We start from the raw sequence: 23,046 nt of genomic DNA on the forward strand, positions 1-23,046 counted from the left end.
AAAAGAAAAATAACATATATTTACAACCGAAAATATCAAAACTTATACTTTACTTCGAAAATAATAGTAAGTTTTGATAAGCATAGCGCTTATCGTATTAATTTTAAATTACGATAATGGAAAAGCGTAGATTAAGTTTCTGGCAAATCTGGAATATGAGTTTCGGATTTCTGGGAATCCAAATGGGTTTTGCACTGCAGAATTCTAATGTTAGCCGTATATTTCAAACCTTAGGAGCCAATATTGACGACATCCCGATTCTTTGGGTTGCCGCACCTTTGACAGGTTTAATCATTCAACCGATTATTGGTTATTTTTCTGATAGGACATGGACTAAATTAGGCCGTAGAAAACCTTATTTTTTAGCTGGTGCTATATTGGCTTCGGGCGCTTTATTCATCATGCCAAATTCTCCAGTGCTTTGGTTCGCAGCAGGAATGCTTTGGATTATGGATGCTTCAATCAATGTTTCGATGGAGCCATTCCGAGCTTTTGTCGGCGATAATCTTCCCGAAAAACAACGCACGATGGGGTTTGCAACCCAAAGTTTCTTCATCGGAATTGGCGCTTATGTCGCTTCAAAACTTCCATTAATCTTAACACACCTTGGGGTTGAAAACACAGCGCCTTTAGGTATCATTCCCGATTCTGTAAAATATTCATTTTATATCGGCGGGATTGCCTTTATTATTACCGTTCTCTGGACCGTCATCACTTCAAAAGAATACACGCCCGAAGAACTCGAAGCTTTCGATAAACACAAAAAAACTTCATACCAAAAAGAGCAACATTCAAAAGAATGGTTTCTCAAAAACGGTCAATCACATTTAAACAAAGGCATCATTTTCTTTTCTGTCGGAATGCTATTCGCTTTGGCAATCTTCCATTATGACTTGAAGAAAGATTTATACGTTCTTTCTTTAGGATTGATAGGTTTAGGCGGTTTGGCCATGATCATTTCCGGATTGATGCAAAAATCAAATCAGACCGAAAATGGTTTTGTGACGATTATGAATGACTTCCAATTTATGCCCGACATCATGAAAAAATTAGCGTGGGTGCAGTTCTTTTCATGGTTCGCGCTTTTCTCAATGTGGATTTATACGACCCTTGCGGTCACACAACATATATATGGCACAACAGATACCACTTCCGAAGCTTACAATACCGGCGCAAATCAAGTGGGTGAAATGTTCGCCAACTACAACTTAATCGCAGCGATTGCAGCGTTCTTATTGCCTTTATTGGCAAAATTTACGAGTCGGAAATTCACGCACTTCATTGCATTGATTTGTGGTGGACTCGGGTTAATCTCGATCTATTTCATCAAAACACCAACCGTATTCAACATCGAATGGTTGCCGATGATCGGAATCGGAATCGCTTGGGCCAGTATATTGTCGATTCCATACGCGATGCTTTCTGGTGCTTTGCCTTCGAATAAAATGGGTTATTATATGGGCGTTTTCAACTTCTTTATAGTAATCCCACAATTGGTAGCTGCATCGATTTTAGGATTTTTGGTATCTAAGTTTTTCAACAGCGAACCTATTTACGCTTTATTAATCGGTGGTGCATCAATGATTGTAGCCGGAGTAATTTCGCTGACCATTAATGATAAATCGAAAATTGTAATTAATGAATAAAAAAGCATTCATATTCGACCTCGATGGAGTGATTGTAGATACCGCTAAATACCACTTCCTAGCCTGGCAAAAAATAGCAAGTGAACTCGGAATCGAATTTACACCAGAACACAACGAAGATTTAAAAGGCGTAAGCCGAGTACGTTCTTTAGATATTATATTAGATTTAGGAAACATCCAAGCATCACAGGATGATAAAAACAAATGGCTCATTCAAAAAAATGAAGATTATTTGTCGTATCTCGTGAACATGAATTTTAGTGAAATATTGCCCGGAGTAACTCCCGTATTGCAATACTTAAAAGAAAACAATCAAGGCATTGCTTTAGGTTCAGCCAGTAAAAACGCACGGCCAATATTAGAAAAAACCGGCATATTAAGTTATTTCGATGTCATCGTCGATGGCAATGATGTAACCAATGCCAAACCCGATCCTGAAGTGTTTTTACAAGCAGCCAACGGATTGAAAATTTTGAATGAAAATTCGATTGTTTTTGAAGATTCTGTTGCCGGAATTCAAGCAGCAAACATCGCGGGAATGACAAGCATCGGAATCGGCGAAGCATCGATTTTACATGAAGCCCAATATATATTCAAAGACTTTACGTTTATGGATATGAGTTTCATCGAATCATTAATAAAAAAATAAAAACGAAAAGAATAAAGTCAGTTGATCTGATTTTAGCATGTCAAAAAATTGAAAAAAAATTGAAAAAATGAATCAGGATTATATTAAACCAGACAATTGGTCCATCATAGAAGAAGGATTTGATGCAGAAAGAGTGAAATCGTCTGAAAGCCTTTTCAGTATTGGAAACGGCGCCATGGGGCAACGTGCCAATTTTGAAGAACATTATACAGGAGAAACGTTCCAGGGAAGTTATATCGCCGGAATTTATTACCCAGACAAAACCAAAGTAGGTTGGTGGAAAAATGGTTATCCCGAGTATTTCGCGAAAGTACTCAACGCCCCAAATTGGATTGGAATCGACATCGAAATCAATGGTGAAAATTTCGATTTGAATGCCTGTACGAAAGTGTCGAATTTCCGTCGGGAACTCAACATGAAAGAAGGCTGGTACCATCGCTCTTTTGAAGCCACTTTGAAAAACGGAACAGAAATTAAAGGCAATATCCGTCGTTTTTTATGTTTGAATTTAGATGAAGCCGGCGTCATCAATTACGAAATTACACCTTTAAATAAAGAAGCAACCATCATCTACAAACCCTATGTTGATGCTGGCGTGACGAACGAAGACGCGAACTGGGAAGAAAAATTCTGGGAGCCTTTAGAAGTCAAGCATGATAAAAATTCCGCTTTTGTAACGGCGAGAACTTTCAAAACACATTTCATCGCGACAACTTTCATGCACAATACCATTTTGTTGAATGGTCAAAACATCAGCATCAATCCTGAAAGTGTAGATTCGAATAAAGAAAAAATACAGTTCAAATACGCAGTGAATGTTGCCCAAAACGCCACATCATCGATCCAAAAAATTGGTGGTTATACTGTTTCGATGAACCACGAGAATACGCAAACTGCAGCTGAAAAAGTCATTGAATCGGCTGTGTCAATAGGATATAATCAATTATTGAAAGAACAAATCGATGCCTGGTCAAAAATTTGGGAAATGTCGGATATCACCATCGAAGGCGACGTCAGAGCGCAACAAGGAATCCGTTTCAATATTTTCCAATTGAATCAGACTTATTTAGGAAAAGATTCTCGTTTGAATATCGGTCCAAAAGGTTTCACCGGAGAAAAATACGGCGGCTCGACTTATTGGGATACTGAAGCGTATTGCATTCCGTTTTACATGGCGACCAAAGACCAACAAGTCGCAAGAAACTTATTGACTTACCGTTACAATCAACTCGATAAGGCGATTGAAAATGCGCAGAAAAATTTAGGATTCAAAAATGGTGCGGCGCTCTATCCGATGGTCACGATGAATGGCGAAGAATGTCACAACGAATGGGAAATCACGCACGAGGAAATCCACAGAAATGGCGCGATTGCTTTTGCGATTTTCAACTACCATCGTTATACCGGCGATTACAGTTACATTCCCGAAAAAGGTTTGGAAGTATTAATTGCTATAGCACGCTTTTGGCATCAAAGGGCTTCGTTTTCAACGCACAAAAATCAATATATGATTTTAGGTGTTACGGGTCCGAATGAATACGAAAACAATGTCAACAATAATTTCTACACCAATTATATTGCAAAATGGTGTATTGATTATACGCACGAACAAGTTCAAAAAGTGGCTTCAGAATATCCTGCGGATCACAAGCGTATCATCGAAAAAGTAAACTTATCGAATTTCGAATTGCAAGAATGGAAGGAAGTATCCGATAATATGTATTTCCCATATTCAGAGGAATTGGATATCTATTTACAGCAAGATGGTTTTTTAGATAAAGATTTGGTTCCCGTAAAAGATTTGGATAAATCGCAACGCCCAATCAATCAGAAATGGAGTTGGGATCGTGTTTTACGTTCGCCTTACATCAAGCAAGCTGATACTTTGCAAGGGTTTTATTTCTTCGAAGACCATTTCACCAAAGAACAACTAGAAAAACATTTCGATTTCTACGAGCCATTTACGGTGCATGAAAGTTCATTATCGCCTTGTGTGCACTCGATTCAAGCTGCCGCATTAGATAAAATGGATATGGCGTATACGTTCTATTTAAGAACCTCGCGTCTTGATCTCGATGATTATAATAAGGAAGTTGAAGAAGGTTGTCACATCACTTCAATGGCAGGAACTTGGATGAGCATCGTAGAAGGTTTTGGAGGTATGCGTGTGAAAAATGACACCTTGCATTTCAACCCAAGAATTCCAAAAGAATGGAACGGTTATTCTTTTAAAATCAATTTTAGAAATCAGATTTTAAAAGTCGCAGTCCATCAAAATGAAACCAAATTTGTCCTCGAAGGCGATCATGAAATCAAAGTTGTGGTCAACGGAAAAGAAGTTTTGGTGGAGCCGAATAATTTAGTTACGGTATAAAATGTCTAATCAAACCTGACCGTTTTTAAAATGCGTCAGGTTTTTTATTTCAAAAAAAATGAAAAAAACACTTTGGGTTTTACTCTTGATGCCAATCATCATATTCGGCCAAATTGATAAAATGGAACCGCCATTTTGGTACGCCGGAATGCACAATCCCGAATTGCAGATTATGTTCTACGGCAAAAATATTGCGGAAAACAGCGTCACGGTTTCGAATAATATCGTCATCAAAAACATCCAAAAAACAGAAAATCGAAATTATCTTTTTGTAACGATTGATACTCAAAACAGTCCGGCACAAGAGTTAACTTTCACTTTTAAAGGTACCGACAAAATAAGCTTCACTAAAAATTACAGCTTGAAACAACGCCGTGATAATTCCGCTTTGCGCAAAGGTTACGATGCTTCGGATATGATTTATTTAATCATGTCGGATCGCTTCGCTAATGGAAATCCGAACAACGACAGCGACAAATCGGTGACTGAAAAAGGCGATCGAAACAATCCCGGCGGGCGTCATGGTGGTGATATTAAAGGTATGATAGATCATTTAGATTATCTCAAAGAATTGGGTGTCACGGCAGTTTGGCCAACGCCTATGTGTGAAGATAATGACTCGCGTTATTCTTATCATACTTACGGACAATCGGATGTTTACAAAACCGATCCGCGTTTCGGTACCGACGAAGAATATTTGAAATTGTCTTCGGAGCTACACAAACGAGGCATGAAACTTATTATGGATTACGTGACGAACCATTGGGGCGCCGAACATTGGATGTATAAAGATTTACCATCTTATGATTGGATTCACCAGTTCCCGGGTTTCTCACAATCAAATTATCGGATGACGACACAATTCGATCAGAATGCTTCTGCCATCGACACTAAAAATTGCCTCGATGGTTGGTTTGTCAGATCGATGCCGGACTTAAACCAATCGAATCCTTTGCTGTTAAACTACTTAACGCAAAACGCCATTTGGTGGATTGAATACGCCGATTTAGATGGTTTTCGTGTGGATACTTATTCTTACAATGATAAAGTTGGCATTTCAAAATGGACCAAATCGATACTTGATGAATATCCTTATTTCAATATTGTAGGCGAAGTCTGGATGCACAACCAAGCGCAAATGGCATATTGGCAAAAAGACAGTAAAGTTGGCGCGATCGAAAATTACAATTCGTATTTACCAAGCGTCATGGATTTTACATTGCACGATGCGTTCGGTTCTGTTTTCAATGAAGACGAATCGACTTGGGATAAAGGTTTGATTAAAGTTTACGACAATTTCACCAACGATTTTCTATATCCAAATCCGAACAGTATCATGACTTTTTTAGAGAATCACGATACGAATCGTTTCAATCAAACTTATAAGAATGATTTCAAGAAATACCAAATGGGATTGGCTTTGATTGCTACCGTTCGTGGAATTCCACAATTGTATTACGGTTCAGAAATCGGTATGAATGGCGATAAAGGCAAAGGCGATGCAGACATCCGTAAAGATTTTCCAGGCGGTTGGAGTGGCGACAGCAACAATGCATTCACAAAATTAGGCAGAACAGCAGAACAAAACCAATATTTCGATTTCACTTCCAAATTATTCACTTGGAGAAAAACCAATGACGCAGTGCATTTCGGAAAGATGAAGCATTACATTCCTGATAATAATGTGTATGTATACTTCCGATATACCGATAATCAATCGGTGATGGTGGTTATGAATAATAGCACTAAAACGCAATCCATCAAAACCAACCGTTTTCAGGAAAGCATCCAGAATTATAAAACCGGAAAAGATATTATGACCGGAAAAACAATGGATTTGAAAAGCGACATTACCATTGAAAGCAAATCGGTTTTGATTTTAGAATTAAACAAATAGCTTGCAAAGACGCAGAGCCGCAAAGAGAATCACTATACATTTTGCGCCTTTGCGTCTTTGCGAGAAAATAAAAAATATAAGCCAATAATAAAAGTATACGCCATGAATGAAAATGAATTATCAAAAATAATAGTAGACATCAGTTATAGAATTCATTCGAAACTGGGTCCCGGGCTTTTAGAAAGTGTCTACGAAGCTATTTTATTTTATGAACTTTCATCTCAAAATTTAAAAGTTGAAAGACAAAAGCCAATTCCTATAATATGGAAAGAGATTCATTTAGATATTGGTTTTCGTTCTGATTTAATAGTAGAGAATAAAGTCATCATAGAAATCAAATCTGTTGAACAAATTTCCAATGTTCATCCGAAACAATTATTAACCTATTTACGAATAACAAAACTTAAATTAGGTCTATTGATAAATTTCAATGAAGCTTTAATAAAAAATGGAATAACCCGAATTGTAAACAATCTATAACAACACAAGCTTTGCGCCTTAGCGTCTTTGCGAGATTAAAATATTAATACTGAAATAGGCTCGCAAAGACGCGAAGCTGCGAAGAAAATGATATATATGAAAAAATTACTCTTACTTTTCTTTATTACATCGATTGCCGTTGCTCAAAACGCCAACCGACAATTCGAGAACTTCAAAAAATCTGGAAATACTTTAGAAATTAGTACTTCCGACGGGAAATATATTTTGAAACCGTATTCGGATAACATTGTAGAAACGTCTTTCATTCCTAAAGGGGAAACCTTCAACCCAAATTCTCATGCGGTGGTTTTGATTCCGGGAAAAGTAAAAACAAAAATTACGGATAGCAAATCGACATTGACTTATGCAACCAATGGATTATCCGTGACGATTCAAAAATCACCATTCAAAATATCCTATTTCTACAAAACCAAAGCATTGATTTCTGAAAAAAACGGCTACACCAAAAAAGATTCTACAGAAGTTATCGATTTCAATCTTGATAACGTTGAAGTGTTATATGGCGGTGGCGCCAGAGCATTAGGCATGAACCGTCGCGGCAATCGATTGCAATTATACAACCGCGCGCATTACGGTTACGAAACCAAAGCTGAATTGATGAATTTCACCATGCCACTAGTGATGTCATCAAAAATTTACGCCGTTCATTTCGACAACGAACCCATTGGTTATTTGGACTTAGACAGCAAAAAAGACAACACACTAGCCTACGAAACCATTTCCGGGAGAAAAACTTATCAAGTTATTGCAGCCGATTCATGGACAGATTTAATCACGGATTATACCGACTTAACCGGAAAGCAACCACTATTGCCACGTTGGGCTTTGGGGAATTTCTCGAGTCGATTTGGGTATCATTCCGAAGAAGAAACCAAAAAAACCATCGACCGATTCATTAAAGACGAAATTCCTGTAGATGCGATTATCCTCGATTTGTATTGGTTCGGAAAAACCATTCAAGGCACAATGGGCAATCTCGAATGGGATAAAGATAAATTCCCAAATTCAACGAAAATGATTGCGGATTTGAATGATAAAGGTGTCAAAACAATATTGATTACAGAGCCATTCATATTAACGACTTCTAGCAAATGGCAAGAAGCTGTCGATAAAAAAATCCTCGCGACCGACAAAACCGGAAAACCGTGTACTTATGATTTCTATTTTGGAAACACCGGAATCATTGATGTTTTCAAATCCGAAGGAAAAGATTGGTTTTGGAATATCTATAAAAAAATGATTAACGAAGGCGTCAGCGGTTTGTGGGGCGATTTGGGCGAACCAGAAGTTTTCCCATCGAAAGCCATTACTGCCAAAGGCAAAGCCGATGAAGTGCATAATGTGTATGGTCATAATTGGGCAAAACTCGTAGCCGATGGGTATAAAAAAGATTTTCCCAACCAACGTCCATTCATTTTGATGCGTTCGGGTTATTCAGGTTCACAGCGTTTTGGAATGGTTCCGTGGTCTGGTGATGTGAGTCGATCTTGGGGCGGATTGCAATCGCAAACGGAAATTGCATTGCAAATGGGCATGCAAGGTATGGGTTATATGCACTCGGATTTGGGTGGATTTGCAGGTGATTATTTCGATAATGAATTGTATTTGCGTTGGTTGCAATATGGTGTTTTCCAACCAATTTTCCGCCCGCATGCACAGGAAGAAGTGGCTTCAGAGCCGGTTTACAAAGACATAGTGACCAAAGCCAAAGCGAAGAAATTGGTCGAATTGCGTTATCAATTATTACCTTATAATTATACGTTGTCTTTCGAAAACAATCAAAAAGGAACACCGTTAATGCGCCCATTATTTTTTGAAGAACCAGAAAATAAAACCTTGTCAACTGTTAGCGAAACTTATTTGTGGGGGAATGACTTTTTGGTGACACCGATTACGAAAGCTGCAGTGACTTCAGTTTCCATATATTTCCCAAAAAACAACAATTGGTTCGACTTTTATTCTGGACAAGAATATCTCGGCGGAAGCGCTAAAATGATTCCTGTGAATGAGGATCACATTCCAGTTTTTGTTCGTGGCGGTGCATTTATTCCGATGATTAAAACGATTCAAAATACGACTAAATATTCTTTATCCAATTTTGATTTGCATTATTATTTCGATGAAAAAACGACTTCAAGTTCCGGGAAATTATACAACGACGATGGAACGACTGCCAATGATTTTGAAAAAGGACAATTTGAAATCTTAAATTTCAAAGCGAATACAGCTTCTAAAATATTGACAATCAATTTCACTTCTGAAATCGGAAAGTCATTCACAGCAATCGATAAAAATGTAACATTGATGCTTCATCATGTCGATTCTAAAGTTCAAAAAGTAACCATCAACGCAAAAGATGTTGCTTTCAAAAACAACAATAACACGATTGAAATTCCCGTAACTTGGGAAAAATCAACCACCAAAGAAATCAAAATACAATTCTAAAATGAGAAAAATCGCCGTCTTACTTTTAATGTCTTTGCTATTGAATACAACCTTTAACTTCGCTCAATCCAAAAAATCAAAAGCGATCAAAACCGCTATAAAACCAACTAAAACACCATTTATTTGGGAAGGCGCGAATTTGTATTTTCTGATGACCGATCGTTTCAATGATGGAAATCCAACCAAAGAAACCTACCTCAACCGAAATAAAGCCACTGCAAAATTGCGCGGATTTGAAGGTGGAAATCTCAAAGGCATCATCCAAAAACTCGATGAAGGTTATTTCGATAAATTGGGTGTCAATGCGATTTGGTTTACGCCGATTGTAGAACAAATTCACGATGGCGTTGATGAAGGCACTGGACTTACTTACGGTTTTCACGGTTATTGGGCACGCGATTGGTCAGCGCTCGATCCGAATTTCGGAACTAAAAAAGATTTGGCTGAATTGGTTACAAAAGCACATGCAAAAGGAATTCGAATCATGCTCGATGGCGTTATCAATCATACTGGTCCAGTCACTGATATCGATACGGTTTGGCCAAATGACTGGGTTCGAACCGGCCCGCAATGTGATTATAAAACTTATGAAAACACTACGGCTTGTACGTTGGTCAAAAACCTTCCTGATGTCTTAACAGAAAACAACACCAATGTAAACTTGCCGCCATTCTTAATCGAAAAATGGAAAAAAGAAGGTCGATATGAAAAAGAAGTGGCGTCGCTAGATGCGTTTTTCAAAAGAACGGGTTATCCACGCGCGCCGAAATATTATATCATCAAATGGTTGACCGATTACATTTCGGAATTCGGAATTGACGGCTATCGTGGTGATACAGTAAAACATGTTGATGAAGATGTTTGGGCCGATTTTAAAACCCAATGCGATTATGCTTTTGCAATGTGGAAAAAGAAAAACCCAACGAAAGTGCTTGATAACAATGCCTTTTATACGATTGCGGAAGTCTATAATTACGGCATCAGTGCAGGGCAAAATTTTGATTTTGGTGATAAAAAAGTCAATTATTACCAACACGGATTCAACAATATGATCAACTTTGAATTCAAGTGGAATGCTGCGCAATTGAGCTATGAAGGTTTGTTTACAAAATATTCGGACGAGCTCAATGGTGCACTCAAAGGCTACAGCGTTTTGAATTATATTTCATCACACGATGACAGCAAACCTTTCGATGCGGCGCGAACTAAAAATTACGAAGCCGGCACCAAATTATTATTAACTCCTGGTGTTTCTCAAATTTATTACGGCGATGAAACCGGGCGTTCTCTAGTGGTTGAAGGCGCAGAAGGCGACGCGACATTGCGTTCCTTTATGAATTGGAACGACGTAAAATCAAATCCTGAAACTCAAAAAATATTACTGCATTGGCAGAAATTAGGAATGTTCAGAAAACATCATCCGGCAATCGGCGCAGGAATTCACCATCAGATTTCTGAGAAACCTTATGTGTTTTCAAGAAGTTATACTAAAGGAAAATACGCCGACAATGTGGTCATCGGATTGGAATTGACCAAAGGCAAAAAAGAAATCCCAATGGGAACAATCTTTAAAAATGGCACCAAAGTGAAAGATGCTTATTCCGGAAAAGCGTATACGGTTGCTGATGGAAAAGTCATTCTTGACACTGATTTTGATATTGTCTTAATCGAAAAATTCTAGTCTTTTTCTTTGCGCCTTTGCGCCTTTGCGAGAATAAAAAATTTGCTCGCAAAGGCGCAAAGACGCAAAGTTATTTTTAGCTTTACAACTTTCGAAAGCTATGAATCAATTACAAATTGTCGGTCACCGTGGTGCAAAAGGATATACTTCAGAAAACACATTAATTTCGTTTCAAAAAGCGCTCGATATGCAGGTTGACGGCATTGAACTCGACGTCCACATGACTTCCGATAATGAAATTATAGTCATTCACGATGACACGGTAAATCGAACTACCAATGGAAATGGCATTGTAAATCAATTATCTTTACACCAATTGAAAGCGTTGCGAATTGACAGCGAACATCAAATCCCGACACTTGAAGAAGTATTGGATTTGGTTGATCGAAAGATTTTCATCAACATTGAACTTAAAGGAAATCATACGGCAAAACCGGTGGTGGCTTTAATCGAAAAATACATTGCAGAAAAAAATTGGCAGTATGATTTGTTTTTGATTTCGAGTTTCGATTGGAATGCGTTGCAGGAAGTTCATGTGGTGAATCCGAAAATCAATTTGGGCGTATTAACCTCAACGGATATTGATTTGGCGATTGACTTTGCGACATTCATCAAAGCTAAAAGCATTCATCCTTATTATCATTTATTGACAAAAGAAAATACGCTAACCATGCAACAAAAAGGATTTCAAGTCTTTCCTTGGACGGTCAACGAACCCGAAGATATCCAAAAAATAAAAACCTTTGAAGTAAACGGAATCATCACCGATTTCCCCGATAGAATATGAATCAGAATTACGACATAATCATTGTTGGCGGTGGCGCTGCAGGGTTTTTTACAGCCATTAATATTGTAGAAAAAAACCCGAAGCTTAAAGTGGCCATACTCGAACGCGGTCAAAGTGTTTTAGAAAAAGTGCGTATTTCGGGTGGCGGTCGATGCAACGTGACGCACGCTTGTTTTGTTCCTAATGATTTGGTCAAATTTTATCCGCGTGGTGAAAAAGAATTGCGCGGTCCGTTTCATCAATTCTGTTCGGGTGATACGATTGAATGGTTCGAGAAACATGGTATTGCACTCAAAATTGAAGACGATGGCAGGATGTTTCCTGAATCGAATTCATCGCAAACCATCATCGATTGCTTTTTGAACGAAACCAAAAAACTTGGCATCGCTGTACTCATGGGACAAAGCGTGCAATCGATTTTTAAAAGCGAAAAATTTTGGAAAGTCGAAACCCATTCCGAAACTTTCGCGTGCCAGAAACTCATCATGACTTCGGGAAGCAATCCGAAAATTTGGGATATGCTGCAAAAACTTGGACATTCGATTGTGAATCCGGTGCCGTCGTTGTTTACTTTTAATATCAAAGATCCAAGAATTAAAGATTTGATGGGCGTTTCTGCTTTTGCTTCGGTTCATGTAAAAGATACAAAACTTAATGCGTCCGGCCCAATGTTGATTACGCATTGGGGCATGAGCGGCCCGGGTATTTTACGATTGTCGGCTTGGGGCGCGCGGATTTTACATGACAAAAATTATCAGTTTACGATTATTGTCAATTGGCTCCATGATGTTGATTTTAATGAGTGTATAGAAATCTTGAAAACACTTAAACAAGACCAAGCGAAGAAAGCCGTATCTAAAAAATCGCCTTTTGAGTTCCCGAACCGTTTGTGGGAAAGTTTTGTGCTGGCTTCAGGAATTGAAAGCGAAACCAAATGGGCAGATTTATCAAAAACACAACTTCAAAATTTAGCGAATCAATTGACCAACGCGCATTTTCAGGTGAATGGAAAAAGTACTTTTAAGGAAGAATTTGTGACTGCGGGCGGCGTTGATTTGAAAGAAATCAATTTTAAAACGATGGAAAGTAAACTACTTCCCGATGTATATTTCGCAGGAGAAATCGTCAATATCGATGCGATTACGGGTGGATTTAATTTCCAGAATGCTTGGACAAGCGGGTTTATTGTGGCGGAATCAATCGCTTAAAAAACAATATTTCCTCCAGATTATTATAAATCAGTGTATATTTGAGTTCGTGTAAAACCTTGATTATGAAAAAAATTTACTTCCTATTATCCTTGTTTACGTTTCTGATCGGCAATGCCCAAACGTCACTTTCTGAATATCTGCAATGCGATACCGATATTGATGGCTTCACACAATATGATTTGAGGGCAAAAGAGCCTGAAATGATGTTTGTACTGAATGCTGCTCAATATTCGATTGCTTACTATCACAGTCTAGTCGATGCACAAACAGCGAACAATCCGATTTTGAATCCATCGAATTACACCAATGCGACAAATCCGGAGCAGGTTTTTGCAAGTGCCACGAACATTCAAACACTCGAACGTTTTTATTTTGAATTCCTATTATACACCACACCCCAACCATTCGTACTGAATCCAGCGGTTTTGACATTTTGCAGCACTACGGAACTCCCGATCTATAATTTGAATGACGCGAGAACCCAACTTACAAATGATCCGCTAAACGTTTCCTTTACATATTATGAACATGAATCCGGAAACATTATATCCGAACCAACCTTTTTTGTTCCAAGCATATTGCCTGTTCAGGTTATTGATGTTGTCATGAGCAATGACTGCGGAACAGTACAAAGTACGATCACTTTACACACGAACGATTGTTCGACAACCTGTCCGACACCTGTGGCATTGTCTGTAAATAGTATTGCTGAAACTAGTGCTGTAGCTACATGGGTGGGAACCGGTATGACGTCTCAAATTTATCTAGTGCCTATCGGAACACCTGCTCCAACTCCTAGTACAACTCCTACGGGCTGGACCGCTTCGAGTTCAAGTAGTGTCCTTCTGGATAGTCTTATTCCTAATACCTGCTACGCAATTTACGTAAGATTGGCCTGCAGTGGTGGAATTACCAGCGGCTGGGCGGGGCCTTATCATTTCTGCACACACGGGAATTGCGAGATTAATGGTGAATGTCCCGACAATCTCTCTTTGGTGGCTTTTCTTGACAGCAATACTAATGGCATCAAAGATTCGGGTGAAGTTTCATTTCCGAGCGGATCTTTCGCTTATGACATCAATAATTCTGGCAACATTCAAAACGGCTACACGAATGTCAATTATGGTTTTCGCATATTTGATCAGAATCCGGCAAACGCATACAATCTGAGTTTTACGGTCAATCCAGAATTGCTGGCTTTTTATAGTTCAACAGCAACTTACAGCAATATACATGTAACTGCGGGTAGCGGAACTCAGACTTTTTACTTCCCGATTACTCCACTCGCGCCTTTCAAGGATCTTGAAGTTTACATGGTTTTTTACGGAATGCCAAGACCTGGCTTTACTTACACTAATTTAATATATTTCAGGAATAACGGCTTCGAAAATATTCCTTCGGGAACGATAACCTTTATCAAAGACGCGAATGTTTCGATTAACTCGATTACACCTGCCGGTGCTCTGGATACTGCAAACGGGTTTACTTTTGACTTTACGAATCTTGCGTCGCACGAACAACGTTTTATTCAAGTCAACATACAGGTTCCGACCATTCCAACAGTAACGCTGGGGCAGGTTTTGACCAACTCGGTTTCAATCATTCCGGTTATTGATGATAGTGTGCCAGCCAATAATTATTTTTCATTATCACAGAATATTGTAGGTTCCTACGATCCAAATGATAAAATCGAATCCCATGGTGGAAAAATTGCCTTGGATACATTTACCGAAAATGACTTCTTAACTTATACCATCCAATTTGAAAACACCGGAACTGCGAGCGCAGAATTCATTCGTGTAGAAGATTTGTTGGATGCTTCACTCAATCCAGAATCTGTAGAAATGCTTAATGCAAGTCATCCATACAATATGAGAAAAATTGGCAACAAGCTTATTTGGAATTTTTACGAGGTTAATTTACCGCCAACGTCTACTAACCCGACGCAAAGTCATGGTTTCATTCAATTTAAAATAAAACCAACCGCTGGTTATGCCACAGGAACGATGATTCCGAATGCTGCCGATATTTACTTCGATTATAATCCACCAATTGTTACCGATACATTTCACACGGAATTTGTGGAAACTTTAGCGACGACTTCTTTTGATACGAATGAATTTTATATGTATCCAAATCCGGCAAAAACATTCGTTAATTTAGGTTTACAAGATGCTGCAGAAAGTATTGCTAATGTTACTATTTATGATGTATTGGGAAAATCTGTAAAAACCGTCAATGGCATCCAATCGAATGAAACAACTGTTGATGTTTCGAGGTTTTCTAAAGGAATATACTTTGTAGAAATCACGACGGAAAGCAATCTAAAAGTCACTAAAAAGTTGATCATCAATTAACTTTTCATTAAAATCCCGAATTGTTATTCGGGATTTTTTATTTATTCAGCCACCAAATACTAGCATTTAAAACCATCGCAAAACTCACCCAAAGCAAATAAGGAATGAATAGATAGCCTGCGATTTTATCAATCTTGATGAACTTGACATACGTTTCATAAATCATCAGCCAAAGCAAAACGATTTCGATTAATGCCAACAATGGGTTTTTCAATCCGAAGAATAAAATCGACCACAATGCGTTCAACACCAATTGAATGACGAAAAACAACAATGCTTTTCGAACAGCTTCCCTTTCAAAATCGATGCGGTTCCAAACCAAACCGGCGGCAATGCCCATCATGATATACAACGTGCTCCAAACCGGCGCGAACACCCAAGCCGGCGGATTGAAACTTGGTTTGATTAAAGTTGGAAACCAAGTCACAACGGATGCTCTTGTGACAGTTCCCGACAAATAACCAATCGCAATACAAGTCACAACGAAAATCAGAATCTTTTTATACTTCTCCATGGTGGTTTTTTTTCAAATTTAGTGAAATTTTGGAGCGAATAACCAACATAACGAATCTATCAATAAACCAAAAAAAGTATCTTTGCCGCTCGAGACCATTAGGTCGAACTGAACGAAGTTAAAATTTCCAGCTATGAGGACTGAAACGGATTTTATTCCCAAGTCATTTTCCAAAACTATTGAAAGCGGAACATTCACATGGAGCGCACCGAGCAACATTGCTTTAGTCAAATATTGGGGTAAAAAAGCAAACCAAATTCCGGCGAATCCTTCGGTGAGTTTTACTTTAAATACTTGTAAAACTATTACCACGTTGACATTCCAAACGAAAGCAAACCCAGATTCATTTTCATTCGATTTGCTTTTTGAAGGAAAACCCAAAGAAGATTTCAAACCTAAAATTCAGAAATTTTTCGAGCGGATTGCAGTGTATTGTCCGTATTTAAAACAATATCATTTCACAATTGACACTCGAAATACATTTCCGCACAGCTCCGGAATTGCTTCTTCTGCATCAGGAATGGCGGCTTTGGCGATGAACATTATGAGTCTTGAAAAAGCTTTGAATCCCGAAATGACCGAAGATTATTTCAACCAAAAAGCCTCTTTTTTAGCGCGTTTGGGTTCGGGAAGTGCTTGCAGAAGTGTCAAAGGGAAAGTAGTCGTTTGGGGAAATCATAAGGGAATTACAGGAAGTTCAGATTTGTTTGGTGTTGAATTTCCAACAGCGATTCATTCGAATTTCAGCAATTATCAGGATACGATTTTACTCGTTGACAAAGGTGAAAAACAAGTCTCAAGTACCGTCGGTCATGATTTGATGCACAATCATCCGTATGCCGAACAACGATTTCAACAAGCGCATGACAATCTTTCAAAACTCAAAACGGTTTTGGAAAACGGCGATTTAGAAACTTTTATTGAAATTGTGGAAAGCGAAGCCTTGACCTTGCATGCGATGATGATGACTTCAATGCCGTATTTTATTTTGATGAAACCCAACACACTCGAAATCATCAATGCGATTTGGAAATTTAGAAAAAACCACAACATTCCGGTTTGTTTTACGTTAGATGCAGGAGCGAATGTGCACATTTTGTATCCCGAAAACGTTAGAGTGCAAGTTTTACAATTTATTCAGGACGAATTAGTTGGCTATTGCGAGAATGCGCAGTATATTTGTGATGCAATTGGAAAAGGAAGTCAATTAATGATTGATAATTAACTATGAAAGGACCACTATTTTACTCAAAAATCCTACTTTTCGGAGAATACGGAATCATCAAAGATTCTAAGGGTTTATCAATTCCTTACAACTTTTATAATGGCGCATTAAAATCAGACGGAAACACTTCGGCTGAAGCCATCAAATCAAATGGAAACCTCAACCGTTTTGTATCACATTTGGAAACTTTGCAAAACGAGCAACCAGAGTTAGTGACTTTTGATTTAGCAGCTTTGAAAAACGATGTGGCTTCGGGCATGTATTTCGACTCGAGCATCCCACAAGGTTATGGCGTTGGTAGTAGTGGCGCTTTGGTGGCAGCTATTTACGACAAATACGCACACAATAAAATCACGGTTTTAGAGAATCTGACACGTGAAAAATTACTACAACTCAAAACCATCTTCGGTCAAATGGAATCGTTTTTCCATGGAAAAAGTTCAGGTTTGGATCCGTTGAACAGTTATTTGAGCATTCCGATCCTTATCAATTCTAAAGATCATATTGAAGCAACAGGCATTCCGACACAAAGCTTAACCGGCAAAGGTGCCGTATTTTTGTTGGATTCAGGAATTGTTGGTGAAACGGCTCCAATGGTCAATATTTTTATGGAGAACTTGAAAGACCAAGGTTTCAGAACGATGCTTAAAAATCAGTTTGTAAAATATACTGATGCCTGCGTGGAGAACTTCTTGGGTGGCGATATGAAATCATTGTTTTCGAACACCAAAAAATTATCGAAAGTCGTTTTGAATAATTTCAAACCGATGATTCCGGAACAATTTCATGGTATTTGGCAGAAAGGCATTGACACCAATGATTATTACTTAAAACTTTGCGGTTCGGGTGGTGGCGGTTATATCTTAGGATTTACCGAAGATTTGGAACGTGCCAAAGCTTCTTTAAAAGATTACAAACTCGAAGTTGTTTATCAATTTTAAAAGCTTCACAGCAAAACACTTTCGATGTTAAGCAGAAAAAACAAATTGCGCGTGATGAAAATCGTCAGTTTGTTTTCTGTAATTCGCGGCTATAACATACCAATTATCATTCTAGCACAATATCTGTCGGCCATTTTTATTTTGGCTCCGAGCAAAAGTGCGCTTTCCATCCTACTCGATTTCAAACTGTTTATTGTAGTTTTTGCTTCGGCGATTACGATTGCTTCGGGTTATATTATCAATAGTTTTTATGACAGCCGGAAGGATTTGATTAATCGTCCTAACAAATCGATGCTTGATCGGTTGGTGAGTCAGAAAACGAAATTGCAGGTTTATTTTCTGTTGAATTTTATCGCGACTTTGTTTGCTTTTTTAGTTTCCTGGCGCGCGAGTTTGTTCTTTGCTACCTACATTTTTCTGATTTGGTTTTATTCGCACAAGCTTAAGAAGTATACTTTGTATGGAAATCTTATCGCGGCATTTCTGGCGGTTTATCCTTTTTTCGGAATCTTACTGTTTTATTATTACAGGCTTCCTTTAAATGAAATTGAAAACCACACCAACGATTTGGCGGTAATTTTCACGCATGCCAGCTTTCTTTTCATACTGCTTTTGGTTCGTGAAATGATTAAAGATTTGGAGAACATCAAAGGCGATTTGGCCAATGGTTATCAGACGATTCCGATTGTGTATGGCGAAAGCGTTTCTAAAATTAGCATTACTTCTTTGTTGCTATTGACCGTTATTCCGGTGTATTTTCTCATTAGTGTTTTTGATGTTGGCTATATGGATATTTATTTTTATGTAGGGTTCATCATCATGATTTTCTTTGCGATTCAATTGTGGAAATCTGATTCGAGAGTACAATACTTGCAACTTCACAATCTTTTGAAATTCCTGATTGTTGCCGGTGTTTTCTGCATCGTCTTGATTGACCCTTCGGTGTTGTGGCATGGAAGAAAATTGCTTGAAACGATATAAAAAGTTCCATTTTCCTTAACTGCCCTAGCCCCGATAGAGGCGATATCCTTGGCATTGGGAGATTGCCGCGCAAGCTCGCAATGCCAAGATAAAGACGAAAGCGGGAAACAGCTCCTAACAAAACCAATAAAAACCTATCTTTGCACAAAATTAAGCAGTTATGAATAATAAGGAAGGCAATAACAAACGTGGCGGATCGCGACCAAGTTCGAACAAGCCGAAGCCTGCCATGGCAAAACGTGCGCAAGGACCGAAGAAAGTGAAACCGAAAACCTTGACGCCAGCCGAAGCAGAGAAAGCCGCGAAAGCAGAAAAGAAACCGAATCAGGCACCGAAACGTCCAAAGAATGCGGATGAAATGCGTTTGAATAAATACATTTCGAATTCGGGTGTGTGCTCGCGTCGTGATGCGGATATTTATATTCAATCGGGCAATGTGAAAGTGAATGGTGTGCCGGTAACCGAAATGGGTTATATGGTGAAATTGGGTGATGTGGTGAATTTTGATGGCGCTACTTTAACACCAGAAAAAAAAGAATACATTTTATTGAATAAGCCAAAAAACTTCACAACCGCAATGGATGAAGGTCAGGAAGATCGCAATGTACTAGAATTGGTACGTGGTGCGACGAATGCCAAAATCGCTTCTGTCGGACGCATGGATAAGAACACAACGGGTTTGTTGCTGTTTACGAATGATACGGATATGATTCGTAAATTTAGTTTGCCGAATCAGAAATCGTCGAAGATTTATCAGGTTTCGCTTGATAAGAATTTAAAGTATGAAGATTTGGAGAAGATCTCGAAAGGTGTGACGCTTGACGGACATCGTTTGTTTATTGAAGAAATCAGTTATATTGAAGATCAGCCTAAAACGGAAGTAGGCTTGAAATTGAAAACCTCGAATGTAAAAGTCGTGCGTGCAATTTTTGAGAATTTCAAATACGATGTATTGCGCATTGACCGTGTTTCTTTTGCGGGATTGACCAAGAAGAATTTGCCTCGTGGCAATTGGAGGTTTTTGACCGAGCAGGAGATTATTAATTTGAAGAATGTTTAGGAGAGTTTCTGAGTCGCTGAGTGACTGAGTGACTGAGTAAAATAATATGGAATTCCCGTTCTTTACAGCGGGAATTTTCTTTTAAAAAATGATATGATTACACAACAGAATTTATCGATTGCGCACAGGTGGTTTGCGGCTTTTAATGACCATAATCTTGATTCACTTTTGTCTTTATATGATGATGAAGCGGAACATTTCAGCCCGAAACTCAAAATCAAAAAACCCGAGACCAATGGTTTGGTGAAAGGCAAAAAGGCTTTGCATGATTGGTGGGAAAGCGCTTTTGAATCGATTCCAACTTTGCATTATCGTGTAACTTCACTCACAGCAAATTCGGATCGTGTGTTTATGGAATATGTTCGAACTGTTGAAGGCGAAGCGGATATGCTCGTGGCGGAAGTGCTTGAAGTTAAAGATGGAAAGATTGTGTTTTCGAGAGTGTATCATGGTTAGATTTAAGCTGTTAAAGGAAAGTTGAGCTGCAGCACATGTCCTAGTGACGCCTTTAAATCATCGCCTACCGCTTTTTTCATCAAATAATCCGCTCCGATTTTCTGATAATCACGAGCCAATTTTTTAGGAAACGCTCCAGATATCATTATGGTTGGAATGCCTTTATAATCTTCCGATTTCTTGAGAATGTTCAGTATTTCTTCACCATTAAGTATGGGCATGTGAACATCTAAAAAAATGATGTCGGGTTTTTCCACTTCGTGTTTTAAGGCGTAAATCAATTCATTTCCGTTCATGAATATTTCTGTGCGGTGTCCTAAACCTGAAGTGATGTGTTTGAAGTAATTTAAATCATCAATATCATCGTCGAGGTAAAAAAGTAGTTTTGAAGTTTTCATAATGGTCGATTTAATGTTCTAAATTTAATCGAATCAGAACTGCAACGTATTACACAATCTCTTTGAATAATTACAGAATTTAATTATTGGTGTTTTTATAGCAGCCAATCGTATCATCCAAAAACATAAAAAATTTCAATTCACCCGCATAACAATTTCTTTATAATTTCTAAAATCATAAATAATTTGATACATAGTAATTTAGAAAGAAATTAAAACTATATTTGTTGTAATATTTAAAATAATACATATGAACATTTTTGTTGGAAGCCTTCCATTCAGTATTGAGGAAGCAGATTTAAGAGAGTCTTTTGAGGCTTATGGTGCAGTTGATTCTGTAAAAATAATTACCGATAAATTTACTGGAAGAAGTAAAGGTTTTGGATTTGTAGAAATGGAAAATGATGAAGAAGCGTTAAAAGCAATTGCAGAATTGAATGGCGCAACTGTTCAAGGTCGTGCGATTGTAGTAAACAAATCTGAACCAAAACCAGAAGGCGAAAGAAGAAGTTTCAACAACAACAGCCGTGGTGGTGATTCTCGCGGTGGTGGTGGTTACGGTGGTGGAAACAGCCGTGGCGGTGGAAGCAGTCGTGGTGGATACTAATTAGATTTATCTTTAGGATATATTAAATTATATTTTTTAAGAACCATTCAAAGAATTGATTTTTCAGTTTTTTGAATGGTTTTTTGTTGATAACTTCCGCATCATTCTTCTCTAAAAATATGCTAAATTTGAAGTTCATTTTTAATGAATCGCTACCACTTCAAATGCTCCTATGTACTTAATATTTGACACAGAAACTACCGGATTACCCAAACGTTGGGATGCGCCGATTACGGATACCAACAACTGGCCGCGATGTGTTCAGATTGCCTGGCAGTTGCACGATGATATGGGAAAAATCATCGAGCATCAGGATTATCTGATTAAGCCTGAAGGGTATAATATTCCGTACGATGCCGAACGCATTCATGGTATTTCCACTGAATTAGCTTTAGAGCAAGGCATTGCGCTACAGGAAGTTTTAGAAAAATTCAACATTGCTTTATCGAAAACCAAATTTATTGTTGGTCAGAATTTAGGATTCGACATCAACATTATGGGTTGCGAATTGCACCGTATGGGAATCGATTCTGCAATGAGTTCGATGCCAGTATTAGATACTTGTACCGAAGTCACAGCATCATTGCTCAAACTTCCAGGAGGTCGCGGTGGAAAATTCAAATTGCCTACACTAACCGAGTTACACCAATACTTATTTCAAGTTCCTTTTTCAGAAGCACACAACGCTACTGCCGATGTTGAAGCGACAACACGTTGCTTTTTAGAGTTAATTCGACTTGAAATCTTTACTGCCCGTGAACTCACGGTTGAAGCTAGTTACTTTCAGGAATTTCAAACAAAAAACCCAAAACCAATACAATCTATTGGTTTAACCCATATTAATCTCAAGGAAGCTTCTGAAAAAATTCGTCAAACGCAAGGCGATAAACAAGCGGCTCCGATTTCTAAGCAAACCATTTCAGACAACAAACAATTGTTGGTTGATGTTGATTTTGTGCATTTGCATAACCACACGCAGTTTTCAGTTTTACAATCCACGATTAGTGTGGCTTCGTTAGTTAAAGCGGCGATTCAGCAAAAAATGCCTGCGGTTGCGATTACCGATCACGCCAATTTGATGGGTGCTTTTCATTTTGTTCGAGATGTATTGAATCAAAATAAGATAGCTTCCACTAAAAATGCCACTGCATTAGAAAACGGAGAAGAAGCCACTGAGGTTGAAATGAAACCCATCGTAGGTTGCGAATTTTTTGTTTGCGAAGACCACAAAGATAAGTCGAGGAAAGACAACGGTTATCAAGTGGTATTTCTTGCTAAAAACAAAAAAGGCTATCACAACTTGGCAAAAATGTCAT

At 38.3% G+C, this 23,046-nt stretch carries 19 protein-coding genes; 17 read left to right on the forward strand and 2 right to left on the reverse strand.

Going from position 1 to position 23,046, the window contains the following annotated elements; translation table 11 throughout:
- Positions 1-116 precede the first annotated feature (116 nt).
- The 10 genes from RMO03_RS09100 (at position 117) to RMO03_RS09145 (ending at position 15,548) form a co-directional block, all read left to right on the forward strand.
- Positions 117-1,646: an MFS transporter gene (locus RMO03_RS09100; RefSeq protein ID WP_309641790.1), complete on the forward strand. Its 1,530-nt coding sequence runs from the start codon at positions 117-119 to the stop codon at positions 1,644-1,646.
- A complete protein-coding gene (gene pgmB, locus RMO03_RS09105) occupies positions 1,639-2,295 on the forward strand; it encodes a beta-phosphoglucomutase (RefSeq protein ID WP_309641791.1) in 657 nt (218 codons plus the stop codon). The genes RMO03_RS09100 and pgmB overlap by 8 nt, the downstream gene beginning before the upstream one ends.
- 67 nt (positions 2,296-2,362) lie before the next feature.
- Entirely contained in the window at positions 2,363-4,669 is a 2,307-nt protein-coding gene (locus tag RMO03_RS09110; RefSeq protein ID WP_309641792.1) for a glycoside hydrolase family 65 protein, read from the forward strand.
- A gap of 58 nt (positions 4,670-4,727) precedes the next feature.
- Entirely contained in the window at positions 4,728-6,566 is a 1,839-nt protein-coding gene (locus RMO03_RS09115; protein WP_309641793.1) for a glycoside hydrolase family 13 protein, read from the forward strand.
- A 102-nt stretch (positions 6,567-6,668) separates the two neighbouring features.
- Positions 6,669-7,046, forward strand: coding sequence for a GxxExxY protein (locus RMO03_RS09120; RefSeq protein ID WP_309641794.1), 378 nt, complete (start codon positions 6,669-6,671; stop codon positions 7,044-7,046).
- A gap of 96 nt (positions 7,047-7,142) precedes the next feature.
- A complete protein-coding gene (locus RMO03_RS09125; protein WP_309641795.1) occupies positions 7,143-9,512 on the forward strand; it encodes a TIM-barrel domain-containing protein in 2,370 nt (789 codons plus the stop codon).
- Position 9,513: 1 nt separating this feature from the next.
- A complete protein-coding gene (locus tag RMO03_RS09130) occupies positions 9,514-11,193 on the forward strand; it encodes an alpha-amylase family glycosyl hydrolase (protein ID WP_309641796.1) in 1,680 nt (559 codons plus the stop codon).
- Positions 11,194-11,293: 100 nt separating this feature from the next.
- Positions 11,294-11,980 carry a glycerophosphodiester phosphodiesterase family protein gene (locus RMO03_RS09135; protein ID WP_309641797.1) on the forward strand — a complete coding sequence of 229 codons (687 nt, stop codon included), beginning with the start codon at positions 11,294-11,296 and terminating at the stop codon, positions 11,978-11,980.
- The gene (locus RMO03_RS09140; protein ID WP_309641798.1) at positions 11,977-13,188 is read left to right on the forward strand and encodes an NAD(P)/FAD-dependent oxidoreductase; all 1,212 of its coding nucleotides are present in this window, start codon (positions 11,977-11,979) and stop codon (positions 13,186-13,188) included. Before RMO03_RS09135 ends, RMO03_RS09140 begins: the two co-directional genes overlap by 4 nt.
- A gap of 65 nt (positions 13,189-13,253) precedes the next feature.
- Positions 13,254-15,548, forward strand: coding sequence for a T9SS type A sorting domain-containing protein (locus RMO03_RS09145; protein ID WP_309641799.1), 2,295 nt, complete (start codon positions 13,254-13,256; stop codon positions 15,546-15,548).
- A gap of 37 nt (positions 15,549-15,585) precedes the next feature.
- On the opposite strand, the gene RMO03_RS09150 is transcribed toward RMO03_RS09145, so the two are convergent.
- Positions 15,586-16,062 carry a TspO/MBR family protein gene (locus RMO03_RS09150; RefSeq protein ID WP_309641800.1) on the reverse strand — a complete coding sequence of 159 codons (477 nt, stop codon included), beginning with the start codon at positions 16,060-16,062 and terminating at the stop codon, positions 15,586-15,588.
- A 133-nt stretch (positions 16,063-16,195) separates the two neighbouring features.
- Between RMO03_RS09150 and RMO03_RS09155 the strand changes: the two genes are divergently transcribed.
- The 5 genes from RMO03_RS09155 (at position 16,196) to RMO03_RS09175 (ending at position 20,725) form a co-directional block, all read left to right on the forward strand.
- Positions 16,196-17,287, forward strand: coding sequence for a diphosphomevalonate decarboxylase (locus tag RMO03_RS09155; RefSeq protein WP_309641801.1), 1,092 nt, complete (start codon positions 16,196-16,198; stop codon positions 17,285-17,287).
- Positions 17,288-17,289: 2 nt separating this feature from the next.
- On the forward strand, positions 17,290-18,228 hold the full coding sequence (locus tag RMO03_RS09160; protein ID WP_309641802.1) for a mevalonate kinase: 939 nt from the start codon (positions 17,290-17,292) through the stop codon (positions 18,226-18,228).
- A 24-nt stretch (positions 18,229-18,252) separates the two neighbouring features.
- Positions 18,253-19,209 (forward strand): geranylgeranylglycerol-phosphate geranylgeranyltransferase, encoded by a 957-nt coding sequence (locus RMO03_RS09165; RefSeq protein WP_309641803.1) that lies wholly within the window; start codon positions 18,253-18,255, stop codon positions 19,207-19,209.
- 160 nt (positions 19,210-19,369) lie between these two features.
- Positions 19,370-20,269, forward strand: a complete 900-nt coding sequence (locus RMO03_RS09170; protein WP_309641804.1) for a pseudouridine synthase — start codon at positions 19,370-19,372, stop codon at positions 20,267-20,269.
- 93 nt (positions 20,270-20,362) lie between these two features.
- Positions 20,363-20,725, forward strand: coding sequence for a nuclear transport factor 2 family protein (locus tag RMO03_RS09175; protein WP_309641805.1), 363 nt, complete (start codon positions 20,363-20,365; stop codon positions 20,723-20,725).
- Positions 20,726-20,727: 2 nt separating this feature from the next.
- Here the strand turns inward: RMO03_RS09175 and RMO03_RS09180 are convergent, their stop codons facing one another.
- A complete protein-coding gene (locus tag RMO03_RS09180; RefSeq protein WP_309641806.1) occupies positions 20,728-21,123 on the reverse strand; it encodes a response regulator in 396 nt (131 codons plus the stop codon).
- A 250-nt stretch (positions 21,124-21,373) separates the two neighbouring features.
- Between RMO03_RS09180 and RMO03_RS09185 the strand changes: the two genes are divergently transcribed.
- Together RMO03_RS09185 and RMO03_RS09190 are read left to right on the forward strand one after the other, a co-directional pair.
- On the forward strand, positions 21,374-21,730 hold the full coding sequence (locus RMO03_RS09185; protein ID WP_309641807.1) for an RNA-binding protein: 357 nt from the start codon (positions 21,374-21,376) through the stop codon (positions 21,728-21,730).
- Positions 21,731-21,902: 172 nt separating this feature from the next.
- Positions 21,903-23,046, forward strand: a 1,144-nt coding sequence (locus RMO03_RS09190) for a PHP domain-containing protein (protein WP_309641808.1), incomplete at its 3' end; no start/stop codon positions are given.

The sequence above is a fragment of the Flavobacterium sp. genome, from assembly GCF_031411595.1.
Taxonomy (GTDB): Bacteria; Bacteroidota; Bacteroidia; order Flavobacteriales; family Flavobacteriaceae; genus Flavobacterium.